Here is an 18858-nt window from a genome sequence, read left to right on the forward strand (position 1 = left end):
AGCCATGCCGATGCGCGAATACATCGATCTCAATGGGTCTTTGGGACCCAAGAAGTCGGAGTCGCTCTCCGCGACCATCATCCGCAATATCTCCATCGTTCTCATTCTTACGCTCGTGATGAGCGGCGCGATCACCTACTGGCAGGCCGCGAACAAGGTGGAGACGGAGGTCGGTGCCGCGCTCTCGATTGCCGAGAAGACCGTGCGCAAGGTCGTCCAGGAGATTGCTCACGACGATGAGCCGCGCTTGCAACTCGTCCGTCTCGTCCGCGTGTTCGACGGCAACCGTCACGTTCGCGCGACCTTCATCGAGCCCGAGCCGATCGGCGCACGCATATCGAGCTTCGTCGCGCCGGCCGAGGAATTGCCGGATTGGTTCTACGCGCTGATGGCAGGACCGCCCCAGGTCATCCGCATCGCCCTGCCGGAAGGTCTCACCAACTACGGCGCGTTCGAGCTCGAAACCGAGCAGCGCGGAGAGGTGGGAGAGGTCTGGGACGACTTCCTGTTGAAGCTCGCCATCCTGACATTCTTCTGCGCGCTGGTTTCCACGCTCGTCTACTTCACCGTCGGGCGCGCCCTGGAGCCTCTGCCGAAGCTCTCCGCCGCGTTCGAGCGGCTCGGCGGAGGCGACTATGGCGTGCGCGTCGCGGAAAGCGGACCGACCGAGCTCGCCAAGCTCTGCTCCGGTTTCAACGAGATGGCCGATCGTCTTGGCCAGATGGAGAGGCGCAACCAGCAGCTCAACGAGCAGCTCGCGACCGTGCAGGAGGAGGAGCGCGCGGACCTGGCCCGCGACCTTCATGACGAGGTGAGCCCGTTCCTGTTCTCCGTCGACGTCGACGCCTCGACCATTCGCCAGATGGCGGAGGCGCCCGAGACGGACGCGCTGATCGCCCGCACGGACGCCATACGCGAAGCGGTGGCGCATATGAAGAAGCATGTGAAGTCGATCCTCGGCCGCCTCCGCCCCACGGTGCATCTGGAGCTGGGTCTCGCCAACGCCATCGAAACGCTCGTGGCCTCCTGGCAGCTCCGCAATCCCGATGTGGTCTTCAACGTCGACGTGACGGATCGCGGATGCGGCCAGAAGCTCGACGCGGTGATCCACGGCATCGTTCGGGAAGCCATCAGCAACGCCTTCAAGCACTCGAAGCCGACCGAGATCGATGTGCAGGTGACGCGCAACGAGGACGACGACGTCCGTGTTTTGGTCCGTGACGACGGAGGCGGATTGAAGCCGTCTAGCCTGTCGAGCGGCTTCGGGCTGATCGCCATGCGCGAGCGGGTGACCGCTCTCGGTGGGACGATTGATATTGGCAACAGGGAAGATCGAGCCGGTGTTAAGGTGGACGTCCGGCTCCCGATCCGGGAAAGCTATGCTGCATTCGACGGATCCGCCGATCTGGGGAGTGATGCATGAAGGTCCTCGTCGTTGATGATCACGCGGTGGTGCGCCAGGGCGTGCAACGCCTCCTCTCCGCCATGCCGAACGTGGTTGTGCTGGAAGCGGCGACGGCCCACGAGGCGCTGGCGACGGCGCGCAAGGAAAACCCGGATGTCGTGGTCCTCGACATCAATCTCGAAGGCGCGAGCGGCCTCGAATTGCTGCGCCGTCTTCGGATCGAAAGCCCGGCCGTGCGCGTCTTGATGTTCTCGATGCATGCCGAGCCGATCTACGCGAACCGGGCTCTCAAGGCAGGCGCCTACGGATATGTTTGCAAGAGCGCGGGTGCCGAGGAGCTGACGACCGCGGTGATGCGCGTTGCCGACGGCGAGCGCTACCTCGACAGCACCATGGCGGGCGAGCTGGTAATGAGCAGCGTGCGCGCCGAGGACCCTTTGCGCAAGCTCACCAACCGCGAGATCGAGATCCTGCGTATGCTGGGCGAAGGCAAGAGCCTGCAAGGCATCGCCGATGCGATCGGCATCGCCTACAAAACGGTTGCCAACTCGTGCGGGCGCATCAAGGAAAAGCTCGATTTACCGCGCACATCCGACCTCATTCGCTTTTCCATCGAAAACCGCCGCAACTGATCCGATCGATCCGAAGCGCGATATCTCCGTTTGAACGCAGCACTGCGAAGTGAAGAGATTTTGGCGCTACGCGAAGCCGGTCTCCTTCTCCGCTTCCGCCGCTTCGGAACAGGACTATTGTTTTCAAGGAAAATGTATCCCGGGAAATCGTCCTACAATTTGGCACGGAATTACGGGCTTATTCGGCGAAATCGAACCGGCGATCACGACTGTGTGATTGGGAAACTTGGCAAACCACATCGGGAGCTAATCCCATAGTGCAACTTATTGGCGTTGCCTATGGTTCGCGGGCTTGCAGGATGGCTGGGGCGCCGAGACAACCGCTCTCCTCCTTGGGTTCTCCCGGCGCCCAGCTTTTTCCAGCATAGCAAAGCCATCTGCCTCCATCGGAGGTCAGCACTCCACGATCGAGATTTTTTGAATGCGCAAGACGATCACGGCCGGGAAGGCCGGAGATGCCGTTTTGCGTAATGCGGGATCTCGTTTTTTCGGCAAAGCCGGATTTGCGAGAGGACGTGGGTTTTCGGAAGGGCATGGTTTGGAATTGCCTGCGGAAACTCGCCTGGTACTAGGAGAGGAAGCAGAATGAGACAGAGGTTAGCCTTTGTAGCTGGCGGTGTTTTGGCCGCCCTGCTCGGCATGAGTGGCCCCGTATTGGCCAATGCCGAGATCGAGAAGAACACCAAGAACGAGAACCTGTGGCCCGCCCCGGGCCGCGACAACCAGCTCACGCGTCACTCGACGTTGAAGGACATCAACACCGAGAACGTAAAGAAGCTTCAGTTCGCCTGGTCGCAGTCGACCGGCGCTCTGCGCGGCCACGAAGGCCAGCCGGTCGTCGTCGAGCACAACGGCAAGCCGATGATGTACTTCTCGTCGGGCTGCCCGAACATGGCCCAGTGCAACATCCTGCAGGCACTCGACCTCAGCGATCCGGACAATCCGGTTCAGGTCTGGAACTACGTCAAGAAGACCGACCGCGATGAGTCGGCCGTTCCGCGCGCCTGCTGCGACACCGTTCACCGCGGCGTGAACTATGCCGCCGGCAAGGTGATCTACCACACGCTCGACGGCTTCGTGATCGCGCTCGACGCCACCACCGGCGCCGAGAAGTGGGTCGTGAAGCACGCTTATCCTGAGCACGGCGAGACCATCACGGGTCCCACTCTCGTGGCCGAGAACCTCGTGATCGCAGGCTTCGGCGGCGACGAGTTCGCAGCCCGCGGACGCCTCACCGCCTACAATATCGAGACCGGCGAAGTGGTCTGGAAGTGCCACTCGACGGGCTCTGACAAGGATGTCTGCCTCACGCCGGACACCAACAAGGCCAACCCGCACTACGGCACGGCCGGCACCGACATCGGCATCACGTCGTATCCCTCGACCAACGGCGGCGAGTGGAAAATCGGCGGCGGCGCTTACTGGGCCTGGGGCAGCTATGACCCCGAGCTGAAGCTCGTCTACTGGTCCACCGGCAACCCCGGTCACTGGAGCCCCAGCTATCGCTGCGGCGACAAGACCCACGACGAGTGCAACACCGGCAAGTGGGACAACAAGTGGTCGATGACCATTTTCGCCCGCAAGGTGGACACCGGCGAGGTCGTCTGGGCCTACCAGATGACGCCCTTCGACCAGTGGGACTATGACGGCGTGAACGAGAACATTCTCGTCAACGACCTCGATGTCGATGGCAAGAAGCACAAGGCTCTCGTCCACTTCGACCGCAACGGCTTCGCCTACGTCCTCGATCGCGTCGACGGCACGCTGCTGCGCGCCAACAAGTTCGTGACCGTGGATTGGGCCGAGAAGGTCGATCTCAAGACCGGCCGTCCGATCAAGGTCTACGAGCACTCGCCCTTCGAGGTCGGCCGCAACGTCGCTGCCTGCCCCTCGGCCATGGGCGGCAAGGACCAGCAGCCTTGCTCTGTCGACCCCAAGGAGCCCAACAAGTTCTACTGCCCCACCAACAACTGGTGCATGGAGGACGAGCCGCAGGAGCGCACGCACACGCAGCAGGGCACGGTCTACGTGTTCGCCAACGTGTACATGTATCCTGAGAAGCCGGGCATCTCTGGCAAGATCAAGAAGTTCGACGTCGTGACGGGCAAGGCTGACTGGGAGATTCCGGATCCCTATCCGAACTGGTCGGGCACCATGGTCACCGACGGCGGCCTGATGTTCTACGGCTCGAAGAGCGGCCACTTCCGCGCAGTCGATCGCAAGACCGGCAAGGTGCTGTGGCAGAAGAAGCTGGGCTCCGGCATCATCGGCAACCCGATCACCTACAAGATCAAGGGCAAGCAGTACGTCTCGATCTTCTCGGGTCTCGGCGGCTGGATCGGCATCCCCGTCACCGCTGGTCTCGACATGAACGACAAGTTCGGCGCGATCGGTGCGACGGCAATGGCGAAGGCCACCGGCCTCGACAAGATCCCGCAGGGCGGCGAGCTCTACACGTTCAGCCTTGGCGAGTGATCGGCAAGGAGCATGAAACGGACGCCCGGTGCCTCACGGCACTGGGCGTTTGCCGTTGGGGCCGCTCTTTCGGTGAGGCGGAGCGGCTTTTGGAAGAAGCCGCGACAGTGGCAGCCGGTCCGGCCGGATTCGCTCGAAGCAGGATCGGGCTAGGCCCCTGGTTTGGCGCGCGAAACTGTGATTGCTCCGCGTAGAGATCCGGACTTGCCGCGCCGCGCTCTGATCATTAGAAGCAACATTATAACATTAATAGGTGTGGTGTGAGGAAGCTGTCGCACACGCTCGCGTTGGGTGCCGTTCTTGCCGGTCTCTGTGGCCCGGCCATCGCGGCGGAGAACCTGCGCTCGTTCACGAAGAACAAGTCGTTCGACGATTTGACCGCGGCCGAGCACACGGCAACGCGTCAGGAGGCGCGTCACCGCAAGCTCGACGTGCTGCGTGTCTGCGCCGATCCGGGCAACATGCCGCTCTCCTCCTCGAAGGAGGACGGCTATCAGAACAAGATCGCGAAGATCATCGCCGAGGATCTCGGCGGCCACGCGAGCTTCTTCTGGCGCCCCTATCACGAGCGCGGCCTTACCCGCGAGACGTTCCAGAACGACGAGTGCGACATCCTGATGGATATGCCGACGGCGCTTCAGGAGCTGCTCACCACTGAGCCGATCTATCGAACGACCTACATCTTTGCCCACCGGGAGGACCGTAAGCTCGACATCAAGAGCCTCGACGATCCTGCGCTCAAGGATCTGCGCATCGGTGTGTTCCAGCATTCCGGCTTGCGCGAGGCGCTCGAGCGCCGCGGGCTCAAGAACCTCGACCTCCACGTCATCGCCTACGACGCGGATCTGAAGCCCGAGCATCAGCCGTGGCAGCAGGTGCAGAAGGTCATCGACGGTGAATTGGACGTGGCCGGTGTGTGGGGGCCGTTCGCGGGGTGGCTCAAGACGCAGAAGAATGCGCCGATCGTCATTCAGCCGGTGAACCTCTGGGAGAACGAGGTGCCGATGGAGTTCGATCTCGCCATCGGCATGCAGCGCAACCAGGTCATGTTGAAGTACATGATCGACTGGGCGCTCACCCGGAAGAAGGATGAGATCGCCGCCGTCCTCAAGGACTACGGCGTCCCCCTCGTCAAATGCTCGAAGTGCGCGGTGGATGGCGATCTGCCGGCCCACGGCTCCTACTACGAGCGCCTCCGCAACGTCTCGCAGGACCGCTTCCTGAAGGAGGCACCCAAGATCGAGCATACGGACAAGGCGGCCGAGCACCAGATCGTGACGGAAGCGCGCCTCGAAGCTTGGCTGAAGGAAGGCGCCGATCTCGATCAGGAGCTGGTCAACGCGATCATCGGCAACGATGCGGAGCGCGTGCGCTTCCTCATCAAGAAGGGCGCGGATGTGAACAAGCGCGATTCCGGCGGCTTTACCCCGCTGGACACCGCTGCCCGCACCCGCGGCACCACGCTGATCGGCATTCTGGCGGAGGCGGGCGCCGATCCTAACGCGCCTGATGCCGATGGCTTCTTCCCGCTTCTGCACGCCATCAATCGCAATCATGTCCCTTCCATCGAGATGCTGGCCAAGAAGGGCGCGAACCTCGAGCTCAAGAACAAGCAGGGCATCACGCCGCTTTCCTGGGCACTAGGCGATGGCAAGTATTTTGCGGCGAAGGCCCTGATCGATCTCGGAGCGGATGTGAATGCCACCTCGGGGGTGGAGAACGTGACGCCGCTGATGGTGCTCGCGACCCAGCTTGCCGCCAAGACGCGGTCCGGCAACCTCGCGCAAGGGCCGCAGCCGCTCGATCTCGCCCGTCTCCTCATCGAAAAGGGCGCGAACGTAAACGCATTGTCGAAGGACGGCGTCAACGCGCTCATGATCGCGGCGGGCCACAACAACGCGCCGATGATCGGTCTTCTCGCCGGTTCGGGAGCGGATCTCGGCGTGAAGTCAACCACGGGCCAGACTGCGCTCGATATCGCGACCAGCGCCGGTTTCGATGCCGCTGTCGGCGCTCTGCGCCTCGTGTCGCGGCCCGTGGGCGGCAAGGCCCACGATACGCCGCCCGCCCTGCCGAATTGAGAACGCGCCGCCACAACAGAAGGTTCGCAATGGTGACCAGCAACAAGATCGTGACTGCCGCGCTCGCTCTGCCCTTTCTGCTCACGGCGGCGCCGAAAGAGGCCAGCGCGCTGACCATCTTCGTCACGAACGAGAAAGAGAACACGGTCACGGTGCTCGACGAGTCTCTGAAGATCGTGAAGACCATCAAGACCGGCATGCGGCCGCGCGGCATCCGCATCACGCCGGACTTCAAGGAGGTGCTCGTCTGCATCGGAGACGACAACCGCCTCGACGTCATCGATACCGAGACGCTGGAAATCACCCGCACCTTGAACTCGGGGCCTGATCCCGAGCTCCTCGATGTCTCGCCGGACGGCAAGCGGATCTACATCGCCAACGAGGACGAGGGCTACGTCACCATCATGGAGCGGGCCGACGGCAAGGTGCTGGCGGAGGTGATGATCGGTGTCGAGCCCGAGGGCATGGCCGTCTCGCCAGACAACAAGATCACCGTCGCCACGTCCGAGCAGACCAGCATGGCGCACGTCATCGACAACGAGACGTTCGACGTGCTCCAGAACATCCTGGTCGATACCCGCCCGCGCGAGGCTCAGTTCACTGTGGACGGCCGCCATGTGTGGGTCTCGGCCGAGATCGGTGGCACCGTCTCCGTCATCGACGCCAAGACCTACAAGGTGGTGAAGAAGTTCGGCTTCACGATTCCGGGCGTCAATCCGGAGCTGATCCAGCCCGTGGGCATCGAGATGTCGAAGGATGGTAAACACGCCTTCGTCGCCCTCAGCCACGCCAATCGCGTCGCCGTGGTCGACACCGAGACCTACGAGATCAAGCAGTACGTTCTCGTGGGTCAGCGGCCCTGGCACATGGCCGTTCACCCGGACGGCTCGCAGCTTTTCGTGGCCAACGGCCTCACCAACGACATGACGGTGATCGATACGGCCACCCTGAAGCCGCTCCGCTCCGTGCCTGTAGGGCGCCTTCCGTGGGGCATTGCCATTAAGCCATAGTGCCGGGCGTATCGGGAAAGTGATATCGTTACAACTATATGAGGCGCGACGGGGGTGTTATCCTGCGTCGCGAGGAGACTTGAGCCGATGAAAATTCTTGTGGTCGATGATCACGCGGTGGTGCGGGAGGGGATCCGTCGCCTGCTCGCGACGATTTCCGGAGCGGAGATCCACGAAGCGGCGAATGCGCAAGACGCGATGAACCTCTCTCGAACGGTCAATCCCGACGTGGTGGTGCTCGACATCAATCTCGACGGATCGAGCGGGCTAGAGCTGCTTCGCCGTCTCAAGGCGGAGAATGTCGCGGCCCGCATCGTGATGTTCACCATGCACTCCGAGCCGAGCTACGCCATGCGTGCGCTCAAGGCAGGTGCGGCCGGCTATGTCAGCAAGAGCGCCGAAGCGGGCGAACTCGTCACGGCGGTGAAGAAGATTGCATCCGGCGATCGTTATCTCGACCGCTCCATGGCGAGCGAGCTGGTGTTCAGCTCCGCATTCACCGAGGATCCGCTGCACAAGCTGTCGAACCGTGAGGTCGAGATTCTGCGCCTGCTCGGCGAAGGCAAGAGCCTCGCGGAGATCGCGGCAACCTTCGGTATCGCCTACAAGACGGTGGCGAACTCGTGCAGCCGCCTCAAGGAGAAGCTCGGCGTTGAGCGCACCGCCGATCTCATCCGCCTCAGCGTCGAGCGCCGCATCCGGTAAGCGGAGGCGGCTCCCTCAGCGCGCGAGCCGCTCGCGCGTCAGCGTCTTCGCAAGCTCCACCGCGGGCTGGTCGAACGGGTCGAGGTTCAGAAGCCGCCCCGCCAGGATGGTCTCGATCATGAAGTGCATGAGCAGCGCTCCGATCGCGCGCTCGTCGAGCTTCTGAATATCGAACGTGCGAACCGGCCTGCCAGCCTGGGTCAGCGCCTCCGCGATGGCGTGCGACTGCGCATCCACCACGTCGCCGATCGTCTTGCCGCCGAGGAAGCTCTGCCCCGCGAGCTTGGCCATCTCCGCGTCGAGCAGAGCGCCTTCGCCTGCACTCGCGACCCGGACCACGGTCACCGCGATCTCGCGCGGACCGTCCATGAAGAGCTGAAGCTGGCTGTGCTGGTCCAGCGGCCCGAGGGCCGGGATGGGCGACGTGCCCTCGCCGCCCTTGCCGAGGCTCTCCGCCCAAAGCTGCACGTACCATTCAGAAAAGCGGCCGAGCCGGTCGTTGTAGGGCATCATGACGAGCGTGCGGATGCCGCGCTCTTTCGAGAGGCCCACCGCCGTCGCAGCGCCGATCGCCGGAGCGAAGGCTGCGGGGAAGGACGCCGAGACGAGGCTGTCGATCACCTCCTGCGCACCCGCGCGGATCTTGCGGGCATCGAGCCCGCGCGCCAGCGCCGGCAGCAGGCCGACGTTCGTCAGGCACGAGAAGCGCCCGCCGATACCGGTGTGATGCTCCAGCATGGGAATGCCGAGGCTGCCGAGCAGCGCGCGCAGGCCGTTGCTCTTGCCCGGCTTGTCCGGCTCCGTGATGCCGAGGAACATCTGAGGAATACGGCTTTCGAGGCCTGCGGCTTTCACTGCCGACAACGTCGCGAGAAGCTGCGCAATGGTTTCTGTCGTGCCGCCCGACTTCGACGTGACGACGAAACGCGTCTTGTCGAGTTCGAGCCGGGCGAGACCAGCCGACAGCGTCAGCGGATCGAGATTGTCGTAGAAGCGCGTACGCGGGCGTGCCTTGTCGCCAGTCGCGCAGCAGGAGACGCCGGGAAGCCCCCACCCGCCGAACTGGGCGAGCGTCTGGCCGCCAAGGCCAGAGCCGCCGGTGCCGAAGAACACGATCGTCTCCGCGCCTTCGGACAGCTTGGCGAGCGCTGCCTCCGCCGCATCGAGATCGGCCGTCTCCTCTGAGATCTTGAGCAGCGGAAGACGCCCGCTCGCATGATCCGCCTTGAGATCGTGGAGCGCTGGCCCGAGCTTCTCGAGCCAGCTTCCAAGCTCGGCCTCGGACAATCCGTTCTCGCCGATGGCGCCAGAAAGGCACCCGGCAATTGACTGGCGATAGGAGGGGGAGGAGGAGCTGGGCTTTGTCATGGCATCCCGCATAACCGTTCGAGCGAGCGTGAGTTCCGCGGGAGGCGTAGCCGGTTTCGCAGCCCGCGCCAAGATGGTCGGTGAGGCATATGCCGAAAGATTGGCGGTTCGGCAGCCTTTCACGAAAACGCCGCCCCGGTAGGATCGGAGCGGCGTCGATATTCTTGCAGGAAGTAGGGGCGAGCGCCCTCAGCCCTTCTTGTCGGCGGTGGCGGTCGCGGGCTGGCCGACGATCGTCACGATCATATTGTCGGTGTCGAGCAGCCGCTTGGCCACGCGCTTGGCGTCGTCCAGCGTGATCGCCTCGATCATCTTGTTGCGGTTGTCGATGTACTCCGGGCCGAAGTCGTCCTCGAGCAGGCCCAGAAGCTGGCTCGCGATCTTGGAGTTGGTGTCGAAGCGCAGCGCATAGGAGCCGATGAGATACTTCTTCGCGTTCTCGAACTCGGTTGGCGTCGGCCCCTCGTCGGCGACGTGCTTCAGCTCCTTGCGGATCACGTCGAGCGACTGCTGGATCGCGTCCGCGCGGGTGGCGACGCCGCCGGTCAGGATGGACGTGTGCCGGAACGGCTGGATGTAGCTGTAGACCGAGTAGGCAAGCCCGCGCTTCTCACGCACCTCCTCCATCAGCCGCGAGGCGAAGCCGCCGCCGCCGATGAGCTGGTTCAGCACGAACGCGGCCATGAAGTCCGGGTCCTTGCGCGGCATGGCAGGCAGGCCGAACACGGCGACCGACTGCGGCACATCCATCGAGATCCACTTTTCCTTGCCGCCCGCCGCCGGCTTGGTCAGCGGCACCGGCGCGAGGCTCGCCTTCTCCGGCAGATCGCCGAAGACGTCGTCGAGAAGCTTGCCGAGCTGCTCCGGCGTAATGTCGCCGACGGCGACGACCTTGAGGTTGCTGCGGGCGAAGATGCGCTTGCGATAGGCTTCGAGGTCGTCGCGCGTGATCGCGTTGACGGTTGCCTCTGTACCCTGCGAGGGGCGGGAATAGCTGTGACCGGCGAAGGCAACGGCGAACCACTCCTTGGCTGCCACCTTCTCGGGATCGCGGTCGGCGTAGACGAGGTTGGCGAGCAACTGACCGCGAATACGCTCCACCGCATCCTGATCGAAGCGCGGCTTCGTCAGCGCCAGCTTGAGCAGCTTGGCGGATTCGTCGCGGTTCTGCGTCAGCGTCTCGAAATTCCCGTAGAACGCGTCGCGGCTGTCCTCGTAGCGCATGCGCATCGCGAGGCTTTCCATCTGCTCCTGGAAGTCGCTCGCCTGGATGTCGCCAGCGCCCTCGTCGAGCATGGCGGAGACGAAGTTCGCGACGCCGTCCTTGCCCTCGGGATCCTGCGAGTTGCCGCCTTCGAACGAGAACTTGAGGGCGAGCAGCGGATTTTCATGGGCTTCCACAAGCCACGCCTGGATGCCGCCGGGGCTTTTTACGACTTCGATTTTCATGGCGTGAGCGGGCCTGGAGAATGTGAGGACAAGGGCGAGAACGAGCACGGTCAACGAGAGCGCGATGTCGATCCTGCCAACACGCACGATTGAACGCTGAAGCATAGCCATTGAGCGGTCCTTAGAACTGCTTCTGGTAAAGTGCAGAGCGGTTATCGACAGGAAGCACCCGCGAACCTACGAGCGGCTCTTGGAGGCAGGCTGCTCCGCGTGCGCACCCGCTTCCGGCGAGGGCGTGAGATAGCCCGTCACCGAGCGGCGGATGTCGAGGTACGTGTTGGCCACCCGCTTGATGTCGTCGCCCGTCACCTTGGAGATCGCATCCGGCCAGCCCTCGATCTGCGCCACCGTGCGGCCGAGCGCGAGGCCCCAGCCGTAGCGCCGCGCGAGCGAAGCCTGGTCGTCGTTCTCGTAGATGTAGTCGGCGATGTAGCTGGATTTGGCACGCGTCAGCTCGGCATCGGTGACGCCGTTGTCGCGCAGCTCCTCCAGCACCTTGTCGATCGAGGCTTCGATCTTCGGCAGATCCGAAGGCTTGGCCGCTACCGCGTAGAGGCTGATCGATCCGCTGTCGAGGCCCGAGCCCGAGTAGCTGCCGCCGGCGGAGGAGGCGATCTTCTCCTCCACGACGAGCCGCTTGTAGATCCGGCTCGTGGCGCCATCCGCGGCGATCTTCATCAGGAGATCCAGGGCTTCCGCCTCGCCGGGCTTGGCCGTCGTATAGCTCGGCACGACGTAGTCGCGATGGAACGACGCTTTGCCTGCGCGCGGATCGGAGTATTCGACACGCCGCGCTGCGCGCTGCGGGGGATCCTGTGGCCGCTCACGCGTGGCGCCGACCTGTGGGTTGGCCGGGATCTTTCCGTATGTCTTCTCGGCGAGGGCCTTCACCTCTTCCGCCGTCACGTCACCCGCCACCACCAGCACCGCGTTGTTGGGCGCGTAGAAGTGCTTGTAGAAGGTCATCGCGTCCTTGGGCGAGAGCTTCGCCATCTCGTGCTCCCAGCCGATCACCGGGATGCCGTAGGGATGCGAGTAGTAGAGCGCAGCGTTCATCTGCTCGTCCATGATCGCGGCCGGATTGTTCTCGATGCGGCTGCGGCGCTCCTCGAGGATCACGTCGCGCTCGGTAAGAACCTCTTTCTCGGTGAGCTTGAGGTTGACCATCCGGTCGGCCTCCATCTCCATCACCGTCTCGAGGCGATCCTTCGAGATGCGCTGGAAGTAGCTCGTCACGTCATGGCCGGTGAAGGCGTTGTCGTTGCCGCCGAGGCGCGCCACGATCTTCGAGAACTCACCGAGCGGGATCTTGTCGGTGGACTTGAACATCAGGTGCTCGAGGAAGTGCGCGATGCCGGACACGCCCTTCGGCTCGTCAGCCGCGCCGACCTTGTACCAGACCATGTGCGTGACGACGGGCGCGCGGTGATCGGGAATGACCACCACCTGCATACCGTTGGCGAGCTTGAACTCGCTGGTGCGCGGCTGGGCTTGGATTTGAGAAGGCACGATGGCAAGCATGATCGAGGCGACCCAGATAAGAAGGCGCGAAACGCCCGGTGAATGCATCATATGATCCTCGGTGGCGAGAGATCGCGGGGCAATCTGGCCATCCGGCGCCGACCGGAATGAGCAGAAAAACGATTGCACGAGATCTCGGCATTCGTGGCTCTGTTGTCAAATGACAACCCGTTCATGTGCCGGTGAACAGCCGCATGTGATTGGCTGATAAAGATCTGGTAAAAATAGCAAATTGAGGCGGTCGCCGCGCGTGCGGGCGGCGCGGAAGGAGAAAAGCGGACGGACGCGCTACTCGTCGTCGTCCTCGCTCCCTTTATTCCATTGCTGGATAGCCGTGAGCACCGAGCCGCGGCACGGTCCCAGCGGACCCGACGCGAGATCCGCGTTGTCGTCGCCGCGCGCCTTCGCCTCGTCGTAGTTCTTCTTGCAGTACTCGGCCTGCTGCCGCTCGAGCTCTGCCCGGTTGGTTTTCGCCTTGCGGTCGGGATCGTCCACCAATGCCGTGACGTCGTTGGCGACGGCTTCGGCCGGTGCGCCGGGCTCGGGCACGCGCTCCAGATTGGGCGGCATGACGAGCGGTGCGCGCTCCGCCATCTTGGGCTCGGCGGACTTGGATTTGAGATTGTTGAGGCCCACGGCGTCGAAAAGCTTGCCATTGAGCTCCACGTCATCGGCCGAGCAGGCGCCGAGGCTCAGCGCGACAGGAACGACGATGGCTCCCGCCCAACGCTTAACGGCTCGCCTGCTGATCAAGCTCGTGATCATGATAGATCGCTCGCCCCTTGTTGCGCCCATTCACCGAGTTGGACTTAGTCCCTTTGATGAACCATGCAAATCCGCGCTTCTGATACGCCGGGCTACCGCGGGTTTGCGGCGTCATTGCGACTCCCTGGGAACGAGTCATACAAGAGCGCTACAACCCCGGCAACAATCGCCACGTCGGCGATGTTGAAGACGTACCAGTAAAATCCGAATGCGTGCAGAGAGAAGAAGTCTGCAACCCCTCCGATAAGTATGCGATCGAGCCCGTTGGCCAGGGCTCCGCCGATGATGAGGCCGAGCGCCCACGCCATCAGGCGTCCCGTCCCGGCTGCGGCCAGCCACGCCCACAGGGCCGCCGAGGCCACCACCGCAAACAAAGCAAGAACGATCTGCCAGGTGTAGGTGGACTGGTCGAGCATCGAGTAGCTGATGCCGGTATTCTTGACGAACACCAGATCGAGGAACGGGGTGACCGTCACCCGCCCCTTCTCGGCGATTTGGTAGACCAGCAGCATCCACCACTTGTGCGCCTGGTCGATGACGAAGGTCACCGCCGCGATCTTGAGCGCGAGCGACGAGTAGGGACCCCACAGATAGCGCGAGAAGCCGCCAGCCGGTGCCGTCATGCCGCGCCCCGCGCATCGAGTTCACGCACGGCGGCCGCATCGCGGGCTGAGAGATCCGGATAGCTGGGGTCGGACCCGACATCCGTCGTGATGCGCCATGAGCGCGCGCACTTGCGCCCTTCCGCGCGCGTCGGCACGACGCCGACGCCCGGCACGTCGGGAAGCGTGAAGGCGTTTTCCGGGGCGAGCTTGCGAACGAGCGTCGCGCTGCTGGTGATGGAGATCTCGGCGAGGTCGACGTCCTGGATCGCTTCCAGCGTGGCGACGTCTGTGACGAAGACCTCGGGCGCCGCCTCGAGGCTCGATCCGATGCGCTTGGCCGCGCGCTCGAGTTCGAGCGCGCCCGTCACCACGCGGCGCACGGCACGCACGCGCTCCCATTTTTCGGCGAGCGCGTCGTCGCGCCAGGACTCAGGCACCTCCGGGAAGGTTTCGAGATGCACGCTGCGCTCCGCGCCGTAACGGTGGATCCAGGCTTCTTCGGCCGTGAACGACAGGATCGGCGCGAGCCAGGAGGTCACGCAGCCGAAGATCTGGTCGATCACCGTCAGGCAGGCCCGCCGCTTCACGCTCGAATAGGCGTCGCAGTAGAGGGTGTCCTTGCGGATATCGAAGTAGAAGGCGGAGAGGTCCGTATTCATGAACGGCGAGAGAGCGGCCACGACACCGCGATAGTCGTAGCTCGCGTAGGCGGCGCGCACGTCGCGGTTGAGCTCCCACAGCCTGTGCAGCATGAGACGTTCGAGCTCGGGCAGCTCTGCGCGGGCGATCTGCAGCTCCGGAGAGAAGTAGTGCAGCGCGCCCAGCATCCAGCGGAGCGTGTTCCGAAGCTTGCGATAGGCTTCCGCGGCCGACTGCACGATGGCCGGTCCGAAACGGATGTCGTTCGTCGTGTCGGCGGACGCTACCCAGAGGCGCAGGATGTCCGCGCCCGAGGTCTTCATCACGTCCTGGGGCGAGAGCACGTTGCCCTTCGACTTCGACATCTTCTCATCCCCCTTCTCGTCGAGGATGAAGCCGTGCGTCAGCACCACGTCATAGGGCGCGCGCCCGCGTGTGCCGCAGGATTCGAGCAGCGAGGAGTGGAACCAGCCGCGATGCTGGTCCGAGCCCTCAAGATACATCACCCGGTCCTGTCCGCCGTCGCGAACCCGTTCGATGCCCGCGAGGCCGGGGAACTGCTCGGGATCGTCCAGCACGAACGCGTGCGTGGAGCCCGAGTCGAACCACACGTCGAGCACGTCGCGCACCTGCTCCCACTCGGCGGGATCGTACTTAGGCTTGAGGAAGCGCTCGGCCGACCCGGCCGCGAACCACGCGTCGGCTCCCTCCTTGGCGAAGGCGTCGGCGATGGCGGCGTTGACGGCCTCGTCACGCAGGATGTCGCCTTCCTTGTGGCCGTCGTGATCGCGCTTCGAGACGAACACGGTGATCGGAACGCCCCACGCGCGCTGGCGCGAGACGACCCAATCGGGACGGTTGGCGATCATGCCGTTGATACGGTTCTCGCCCGTCTCCGGCACCCATTCCGTCGCCTGGATCTCGGAGAGCGCGACCTGGCGCAGCGTGCGCTTGTCCGCGCCGAAGCCCTTGTCCATCGCGATGAACCACTGCGGCGTGTTGCGGAAGATGATGGGTTTCTTCGAGCGCCACGAGTGCGGATACTGGTGCTTGAGACGGCCACGCGCGATGATGTTGCCCGCTTCGCTGAGCGCCTTGATCACCGCGTCGTTCGCGTCGCCCTTGTCGCCGTTTTCCTTCAGTACGCGCTTGCCGGTGAAGCCGGGGGCTTCCTTCGTCAGCACGCCATCGGCATCGACGGTGAATGGGATCGTGGTGTCGATGCCGCGATCGCGCAGCGCCTTCTGGTTCGCGATCCAGATGTTGTAGTCGTCCGCGCCGTGGCCGGGCGCCGTGTGCACGAAGCCGGTACCCGTGTCGTCAGTCACATGATCGCCGTCGAGCAGCGGCACGTCGAAGTCATAGCCGAGCGCGGCTAGCGGATGCTTCGCAACGAGGCCTTTGAGATCATCGGCAGCAACGGCGCTGCGGCGCTCGAAAGCTTCAACCTTTGCGGCCTTCATCACGTCGGCCGCGAGCTTGTCGGCAAGGATCAGCTTGTCGCCGGCCTTCGCCCAGTTGCCCTCCGGCGCGGCCGTGATTTCATAGAGACCGTAGTCGATCTTGGACGAGAAGCTGATGGCGCGGTTGCCCGGAAGCGTCCAGGGCGTCGTGGTCCAGATCACGACGTTGGCGTCTTTGGGGAGATCGCCGGACTTCACCGGAAACTTCACCCACACCATGTCGCTCTGATAGTCCTGGTACTCGACCTCCGCTTCCGCGAGCGCGGTCTTCTCGACAACGCTCCACATCACGGGCTTCGAGCCGCGATAGAGCAGGCCGTTGGCGGCGAACTTCATCAGCTCGGAGGCGATCGTCGCCTCCGCGGCATAGCTCATGGTGAGGTACGGGTTCGCCCAGTCGCCGATCACGCCGAGCCGCTTGAATTCCTCGCGCTGCACGTCCACCCACGTCTCCGCGAAGCGGCGGCATTCGTCGCGAAACGCATTGATGGCGGCCGGATCGGAGAAGTTCGGCTTTTCCTTGCCCTTCGCGCGGTACTGCTCCTCGATCTTCCACTCGATCGGCAGGCCGTGGCAGTCCCAGCCCGGCACGTAGTTGGAATCGAAGCCCAGCATCTGCTGGCTCTTCACCACCAGGTCCTTCAGGATCTTGTTCAGCGCGTGCCCGATGTGGATGTGCCCGTTGGCGTAGGGAGGCCCGTCGTGCAGCACGAACTTGGGACGGCCCTTGGACGCTTCACGCAGCTCTTTGTAGAGGTCGCGCTCCTGCCAGCGGGCGAGGATCTTGGGCTCGAGGTCCGGGAGGCCCGCCCGCATCGGAAAATCGGTCTGCGGCAGGTTGAGCGTCTGGCTCCAGTCCCGCCCCGATGTTTCGGCGCCCGTCTGATCGTTGTCGGCCACGCCGTTGCCCTTCGCCATAATCGCCGTCTTTCATGTCAGGAGAGGGCGCCCCGCGCCCATGATTTGCAGGGGTTCTACCAACCTGGGCGCCGGGACGCAAAGCCCGCCCGCCGGGCAGCCCCGATCTCAGCCGGAAAGTCGGGCCTTGTCGGCCGCAACCGCCGCCTGATGCGCCGGACGCGCCGCGATCCGGGCCACATAGTCGAGATATTCCGGGCGCTTAGGCAATACGTTGAAACTGAGCATGTAGCCGATGCCGGAGCCGAGCAGAACGTCTGCGGCGGAGAAGCGGTCTCCCAGCAGCCAGGGACCGGGCTTGAGGCCTGCCGAGAGCGTGTCGAGCATGTCGGCCGGCTTGCCCCATCCCGCGGTCGAGGCGGGCGTTTCCCGCTGCATCGACAAGTCGATGGAGGCAGGCTCGAAGCAGCTCCCGTAGAAAAACATCCAGCGCAGATAGGCGGCGCGGTCCCGATCCTCGATTTTCGGCGCCAGCCCCGCCTTCGGATACTTGTCGGCCAGATAGACGAGAATCGCGGGGGCCTCAGTCACGATCGTATCGCCGTCGGCCAGCACCGGGATCTTGCCCATGGGATTGAGCTTCAGGAACTCCGGCGTCTTGTGATCGCCCGCCTTGAGGTCGACCGGCACGATCTCGAACGGTTCGCCCAGCTCGTGCAGCATGTAGTGCACGATCGTCGAGCGCGAATGCGGATTGTGATAGAGCGTGAGCATGACATGCCTCTTCTGGTTCCCATTCCGACACCGTCGTATTGGCGCTATCTCAGTGTCACATTGTGACGTCACCCCGACGAAGGTCGGGGTCCAGGCAACTCCTAGGAAAATTGCGACGCGATCTGGATGCCGGCCTACGGCGGCATGACGGAATATGACGCGTACGTGGGTCGAGCCTCGTCCTGCCGAAAGCCTTTAGCGCCAGTCTCCAAGCGCCGCGTTGACGAGCGCGAGCGCGGCGACGGCTGCCGTATCGGCCCGCATGATCCGGGGACCGAGCGAAAGTGCGATCGCCTCCGGCCGAGCGCGGATCATCTCCCGCTCATCCGGCGAAAATCCACCCTCCGGTCCGATCAGCACAGCGAGGGGACCGGGGGCGACACCGCCGAGCGCCGCGAGCGGGCTGGTCTGCTCGGCCGCTTCGTCGCAGAAGATCAGCCTGCGGGAGGCGTCCCACGTGCCGAGAAGGCTCGAGAGCTTCACCGGCTCGGCGATCTCTGGCACGCGCAGGATGCCGCACTGCTCCGCCGCCTCGATGGCGTTGGCGCGCATCCGCTCGAGATTGACGCGCTCGGCCACCGTATGGCGCGTGAGCACCGGCACCAGCCGCGCTACGCCCATCTCGGCTGCCTTCTGCACCATGTAGTCGAGCCGGGCGCGCTTGAGGGGGGCGAACAGGTAGTGGAGATCCGGCCCGCCTTCCTGCGCCCGCGTGAGGGTCTGCGCTTCGAGCGCCGCGCCTCGCTTGCCTGCTTCCGAGAGGCGCGCCCGCCATTCGCCGTCGCGGCCGTTGAAGATGAGGATCTCGTCGCCCTCTCCGAGCCGCAGCACGCTCCTGAGGTAGCTCGCCTGCTCGGGCGTGCACGGGATGCGCGCGCCCTCCCCGAGGGGATGATCGACAAAAAGCCGCTGAGAGGTGAAGTCATGGACCGCCATGGCGTTTCCATATCCGATGCGGCCCGCCGATCCAACACCGTCCCCAAACGCTGGCCCTGGCGCTCCGTTGACCTGGAACGGTCTCTCCCCTAGCATCCGCCGCGCGGTTGCAAGCCGCATCCGGACCCGCGGGAAGGGCAGAGCCCACTTGCTTTCGCACGCAGATTTTCAA

General features: G+C 64.0%; 15 protein-coding genes. 7 read left to right on the plus strand and 8 right to left on the minus strand.

Annotation, left to right across the window (positions count from 1 at the left end; genetic code table 11):
- The first annotated feature begins 4 nt into the window (after positions 1-4).
- The 7 genes from F812_RS22815 to F812_RS0106045 all read left to right on the plus strand — a co-directional run bounded on the left by F812_RS22815 (position 5) and on the right by F812_RS0106045 (position 8308).
- On the plus strand, positions 5-1423 hold the full coding sequence (locus F812_RS22815; protein ID WP_020085060.1) for an ATP-binding protein: 1419 nt from the start codon (positions 5-7) through the stop codon (positions 1421-1423).
- Positions 1420-2037 carry a response regulator transcription factor gene (locus tag F812_RS0106025; RefSeq protein WP_020085061.1) on the plus strand — a complete coding sequence of 206 codons (618 nt, stop codon included), beginning with the start codon at positions 1420-1422 and terminating at the stop codon, positions 2035-2037. The genes F812_RS22815 and F812_RS0106025 overlap by 4 nt, the downstream gene beginning before the upstream one ends.
- A 421-nt stretch (positions 2038-2458) precedes the next feature.
- A complete protein-coding gene (locus F812_RS26435; RefSeq protein WP_156827284.1) occupies positions 2459-2626 on the plus strand; it encodes a hypothetical protein in 168 nt (55 codons plus the stop codon).
- Complete coding sequence (locus F812_RS0106030; RefSeq protein WP_026867884.1) at positions 2623-4512, plus strand: PQQ-dependent dehydrogenase, methanol/ethanol family; 1890 nt, start codon at positions 2623-2625, stop codon at positions 4510-4512. The genes F812_RS26435 and F812_RS0106030 overlap by 4 nt, the downstream gene beginning before the upstream one ends.
- 260 nt (positions 4513-4772) lie before the next feature.
- Positions 4773-6593, plus strand: coding sequence for a quinoprotein dehydrogenase-associated putative ABC transporter substrate-binding protein (locus tag F812_RS22820; RefSeq protein WP_156827285.1), 1821 nt, complete (start codon positions 4773-4775; stop codon positions 6591-6593).
- Between the two features lie 29 nt (positions 6594-6622).
- Entirely contained in the window at positions 6623-7603 is a 981-nt protein-coding gene (locus F812_RS0106040) for a PQQ-dependent catabolism-associated beta-propeller protein (protein ID WP_020085064.1), read from the plus strand.
- An 87-nt stretch (positions 7604-7690) separates the two neighbouring features.
- Positions 7691-8308 (plus strand): response regulator, encoded by a 618-nt coding sequence (locus F812_RS0106045; protein ID WP_020085065.1) that lies wholly within the window; start codon positions 7691-7693, stop codon positions 8306-8308.
- 15 nt (positions 8309-8323) lie between these two features.
- On the opposite strand, the gene F812_RS0106050 is transcribed toward F812_RS0106045, so the two are convergent.
- From F812_RS0106050 to F812_RS0106085, 8 genes are all read right to left on the minus strand, one after another.
- Positions 8324-9676 (minus strand): glucose-6-phosphate isomerase, encoded by a 1353-nt coding sequence (locus F812_RS0106050; RefSeq protein WP_026867886.1) that lies wholly within the window; start codon positions 9674-9676, stop codon positions 8324-8326.
- Positions 9677-9865: 189 nt separating this feature from the next.
- On the minus strand, positions 9866-11236 hold the full coding sequence (locus tag F812_RS0106055) for a M16 family metallopeptidase (protein WP_040497926.1): 1371 nt from the start codon (positions 11234-11236) through the stop codon (positions 9866-9868).
- Positions 11237-11302: 66 nt separating this feature from the next.
- Entirely contained in the window at positions 11303-12697 is a 1395-nt protein-coding gene (locus F812_RS0106060; protein ID WP_020085068.1) for a M16 family metallopeptidase, read from the minus strand.
- A 237-nt stretch (positions 12698-12934) separates the two neighbouring features.
- A complete protein-coding gene (locus F812_RS0106065; protein ID WP_020085069.1) occupies positions 12935-13411 on the minus strand; it encodes a hypothetical protein in 477 nt (158 codons plus the stop codon).
- A gap of 92 nt (positions 13412-13503) precedes the next feature.
- Complete coding sequence (gene lspA, locus F812_RS0106070) at positions 13504-14034, minus strand: signal peptidase II (RefSeq protein WP_020085070.1); 531 nt, start codon at positions 14032-14034, stop codon at positions 13504-13506.
- Positions 14031-17036, minus strand: a complete 3006-nt coding sequence (gene ileS / locus F812_RS0106075; protein ID WP_020085071.1) for an isoleucine--tRNA ligase — start codon at positions 17034-17036, stop codon at positions 14031-14033. Before ileS ends, lspA begins: the two co-directional genes overlap by 4 nt.
- Positions 17037-17144: 108 nt before the next feature.
- Complete coding sequence (locus tag F812_RS0106080; RefSeq protein ID WP_020085072.1) at positions 17145-17750, minus strand: glutathione S-transferase family protein; 606 nt, start codon at positions 17748-17750, stop codon at positions 17145-17147.
- 195 nt (positions 17751-17945) lie between these two features.
- Positions 17946-18686 (minus strand): 16S rRNA (uracil(1498)-N(3))-methyltransferase, encoded by a 741-nt coding sequence (locus tag F812_RS0106085; protein ID WP_020085073.1) that lies wholly within the window; start codon positions 18684-18686, stop codon positions 17946-17948.
- Positions 18687-18858: the final 172 nt, after the last annotated feature.

This window comes from Hyphomicrobium zavarzinii ATCC 27496, assembly GCF_000383415.1.
Classification (GTDB): Bacteria; Pseudomonadota; Alphaproteobacteria; order Rhizobiales; family Hyphomicrobiaceae; genus Hyphomicrobium_C; species Hyphomicrobium_C zavarzinii.

Bases quoted from the DNA above. Each gene is read 5' to 3' on its own strand.
- F812_RS22815 (WP_020085060.1), top strand. From the start codon at position 5: ATGCCGATGCGCGAATACATCGATCTCAATGGGTCTTTGGGACCCAAG.
- F812_RS0106025 (WP_020085061.1), top strand. From the start codon at position 1,420: ATGAAGGTCCTCGTCGTTGATGATCACGCGGTGGTGCGCCAGGGCGTG.
- F812_RS26435 (WP_156827284.1), top strand. From the start codon at position 2,459: ATGCGCAAGACGATCACGGCCGGGAAGGCCGGAGATGCCGTTTTGCGT.
- F812_RS0106030 (WP_026867884.1), top strand. From the start codon at position 2,623: ATGAGACAGAGGTTAGCCTTTGTAGCTGGCGGTGTTTTGGCCGCCCTG.
- F812_RS0106040 (WP_020085064.1), top strand. From the start codon at position 6,623: ATGGTGACCAGCAACAAGATCGTGACTGCCGCGCTCGCTCTGCCCTTT.
- F812_RS0106045 (WP_020085065.1), top strand. From the start codon at position 7,691: ATGAAAATTCTTGTGGTCGATGATCACGCGGTGGTGCGGGAGGGGATC.
- F812_RS0106050 (WP_026867886.1), bottom strand. From the start codon at position 9,676: ATGACAAAGCCCAGCTCCTCCTCCCCCTCCTATCGCCAGTCAATTGCC.
- F812_RS0106055 (WP_040497926.1), bottom strand. From the start codon at position 11,236: ATGGCTATGCTTCAGCGTTCAATCGTGCGTGTTGGCAGGATCGACATC.
- F812_RS0106060 (WP_020085068.1), bottom strand. From the start codon at position 12,697: ATGATGCATTCACCGGGCGTTTCGCGCCTTCTTATCTGGGTCGCCTCG.
- F812_RS0106065 (WP_020085069.1), bottom strand. From the start codon at position 13,411: ATGATCACGAGCTTGATCAGCAGGCGAGCCGTTAAGCGTTGGGCGGGA.
- lspA (WP_020085070.1), bottom strand. From the start codon at position 14,034: ATGACGGCACCGGCTGGCGGCTTCTCGCGCTATCTGTGGGGTCCCTAC.
- ileS (WP_020085071.1), bottom strand. From the start codon at position 17,036: ATGGCGAAGGGCAACGGCGTGGCCGACAACGATCAGACGGGCGCCGAA.
- F812_RS0106080 (WP_020085072.1), bottom strand. From the start codon at position 17,750: ATGCTCACGCTCTATCACAATCCGCATTCGCGCTCGACGATCGTGCAC.
- F812_RS0106085 (WP_020085073.1), bottom strand. From the start codon at position 18,686: ATGGCGGTCCATGACTTCACCTCTCAGCGGCTTTTTGTCGATCATCCC.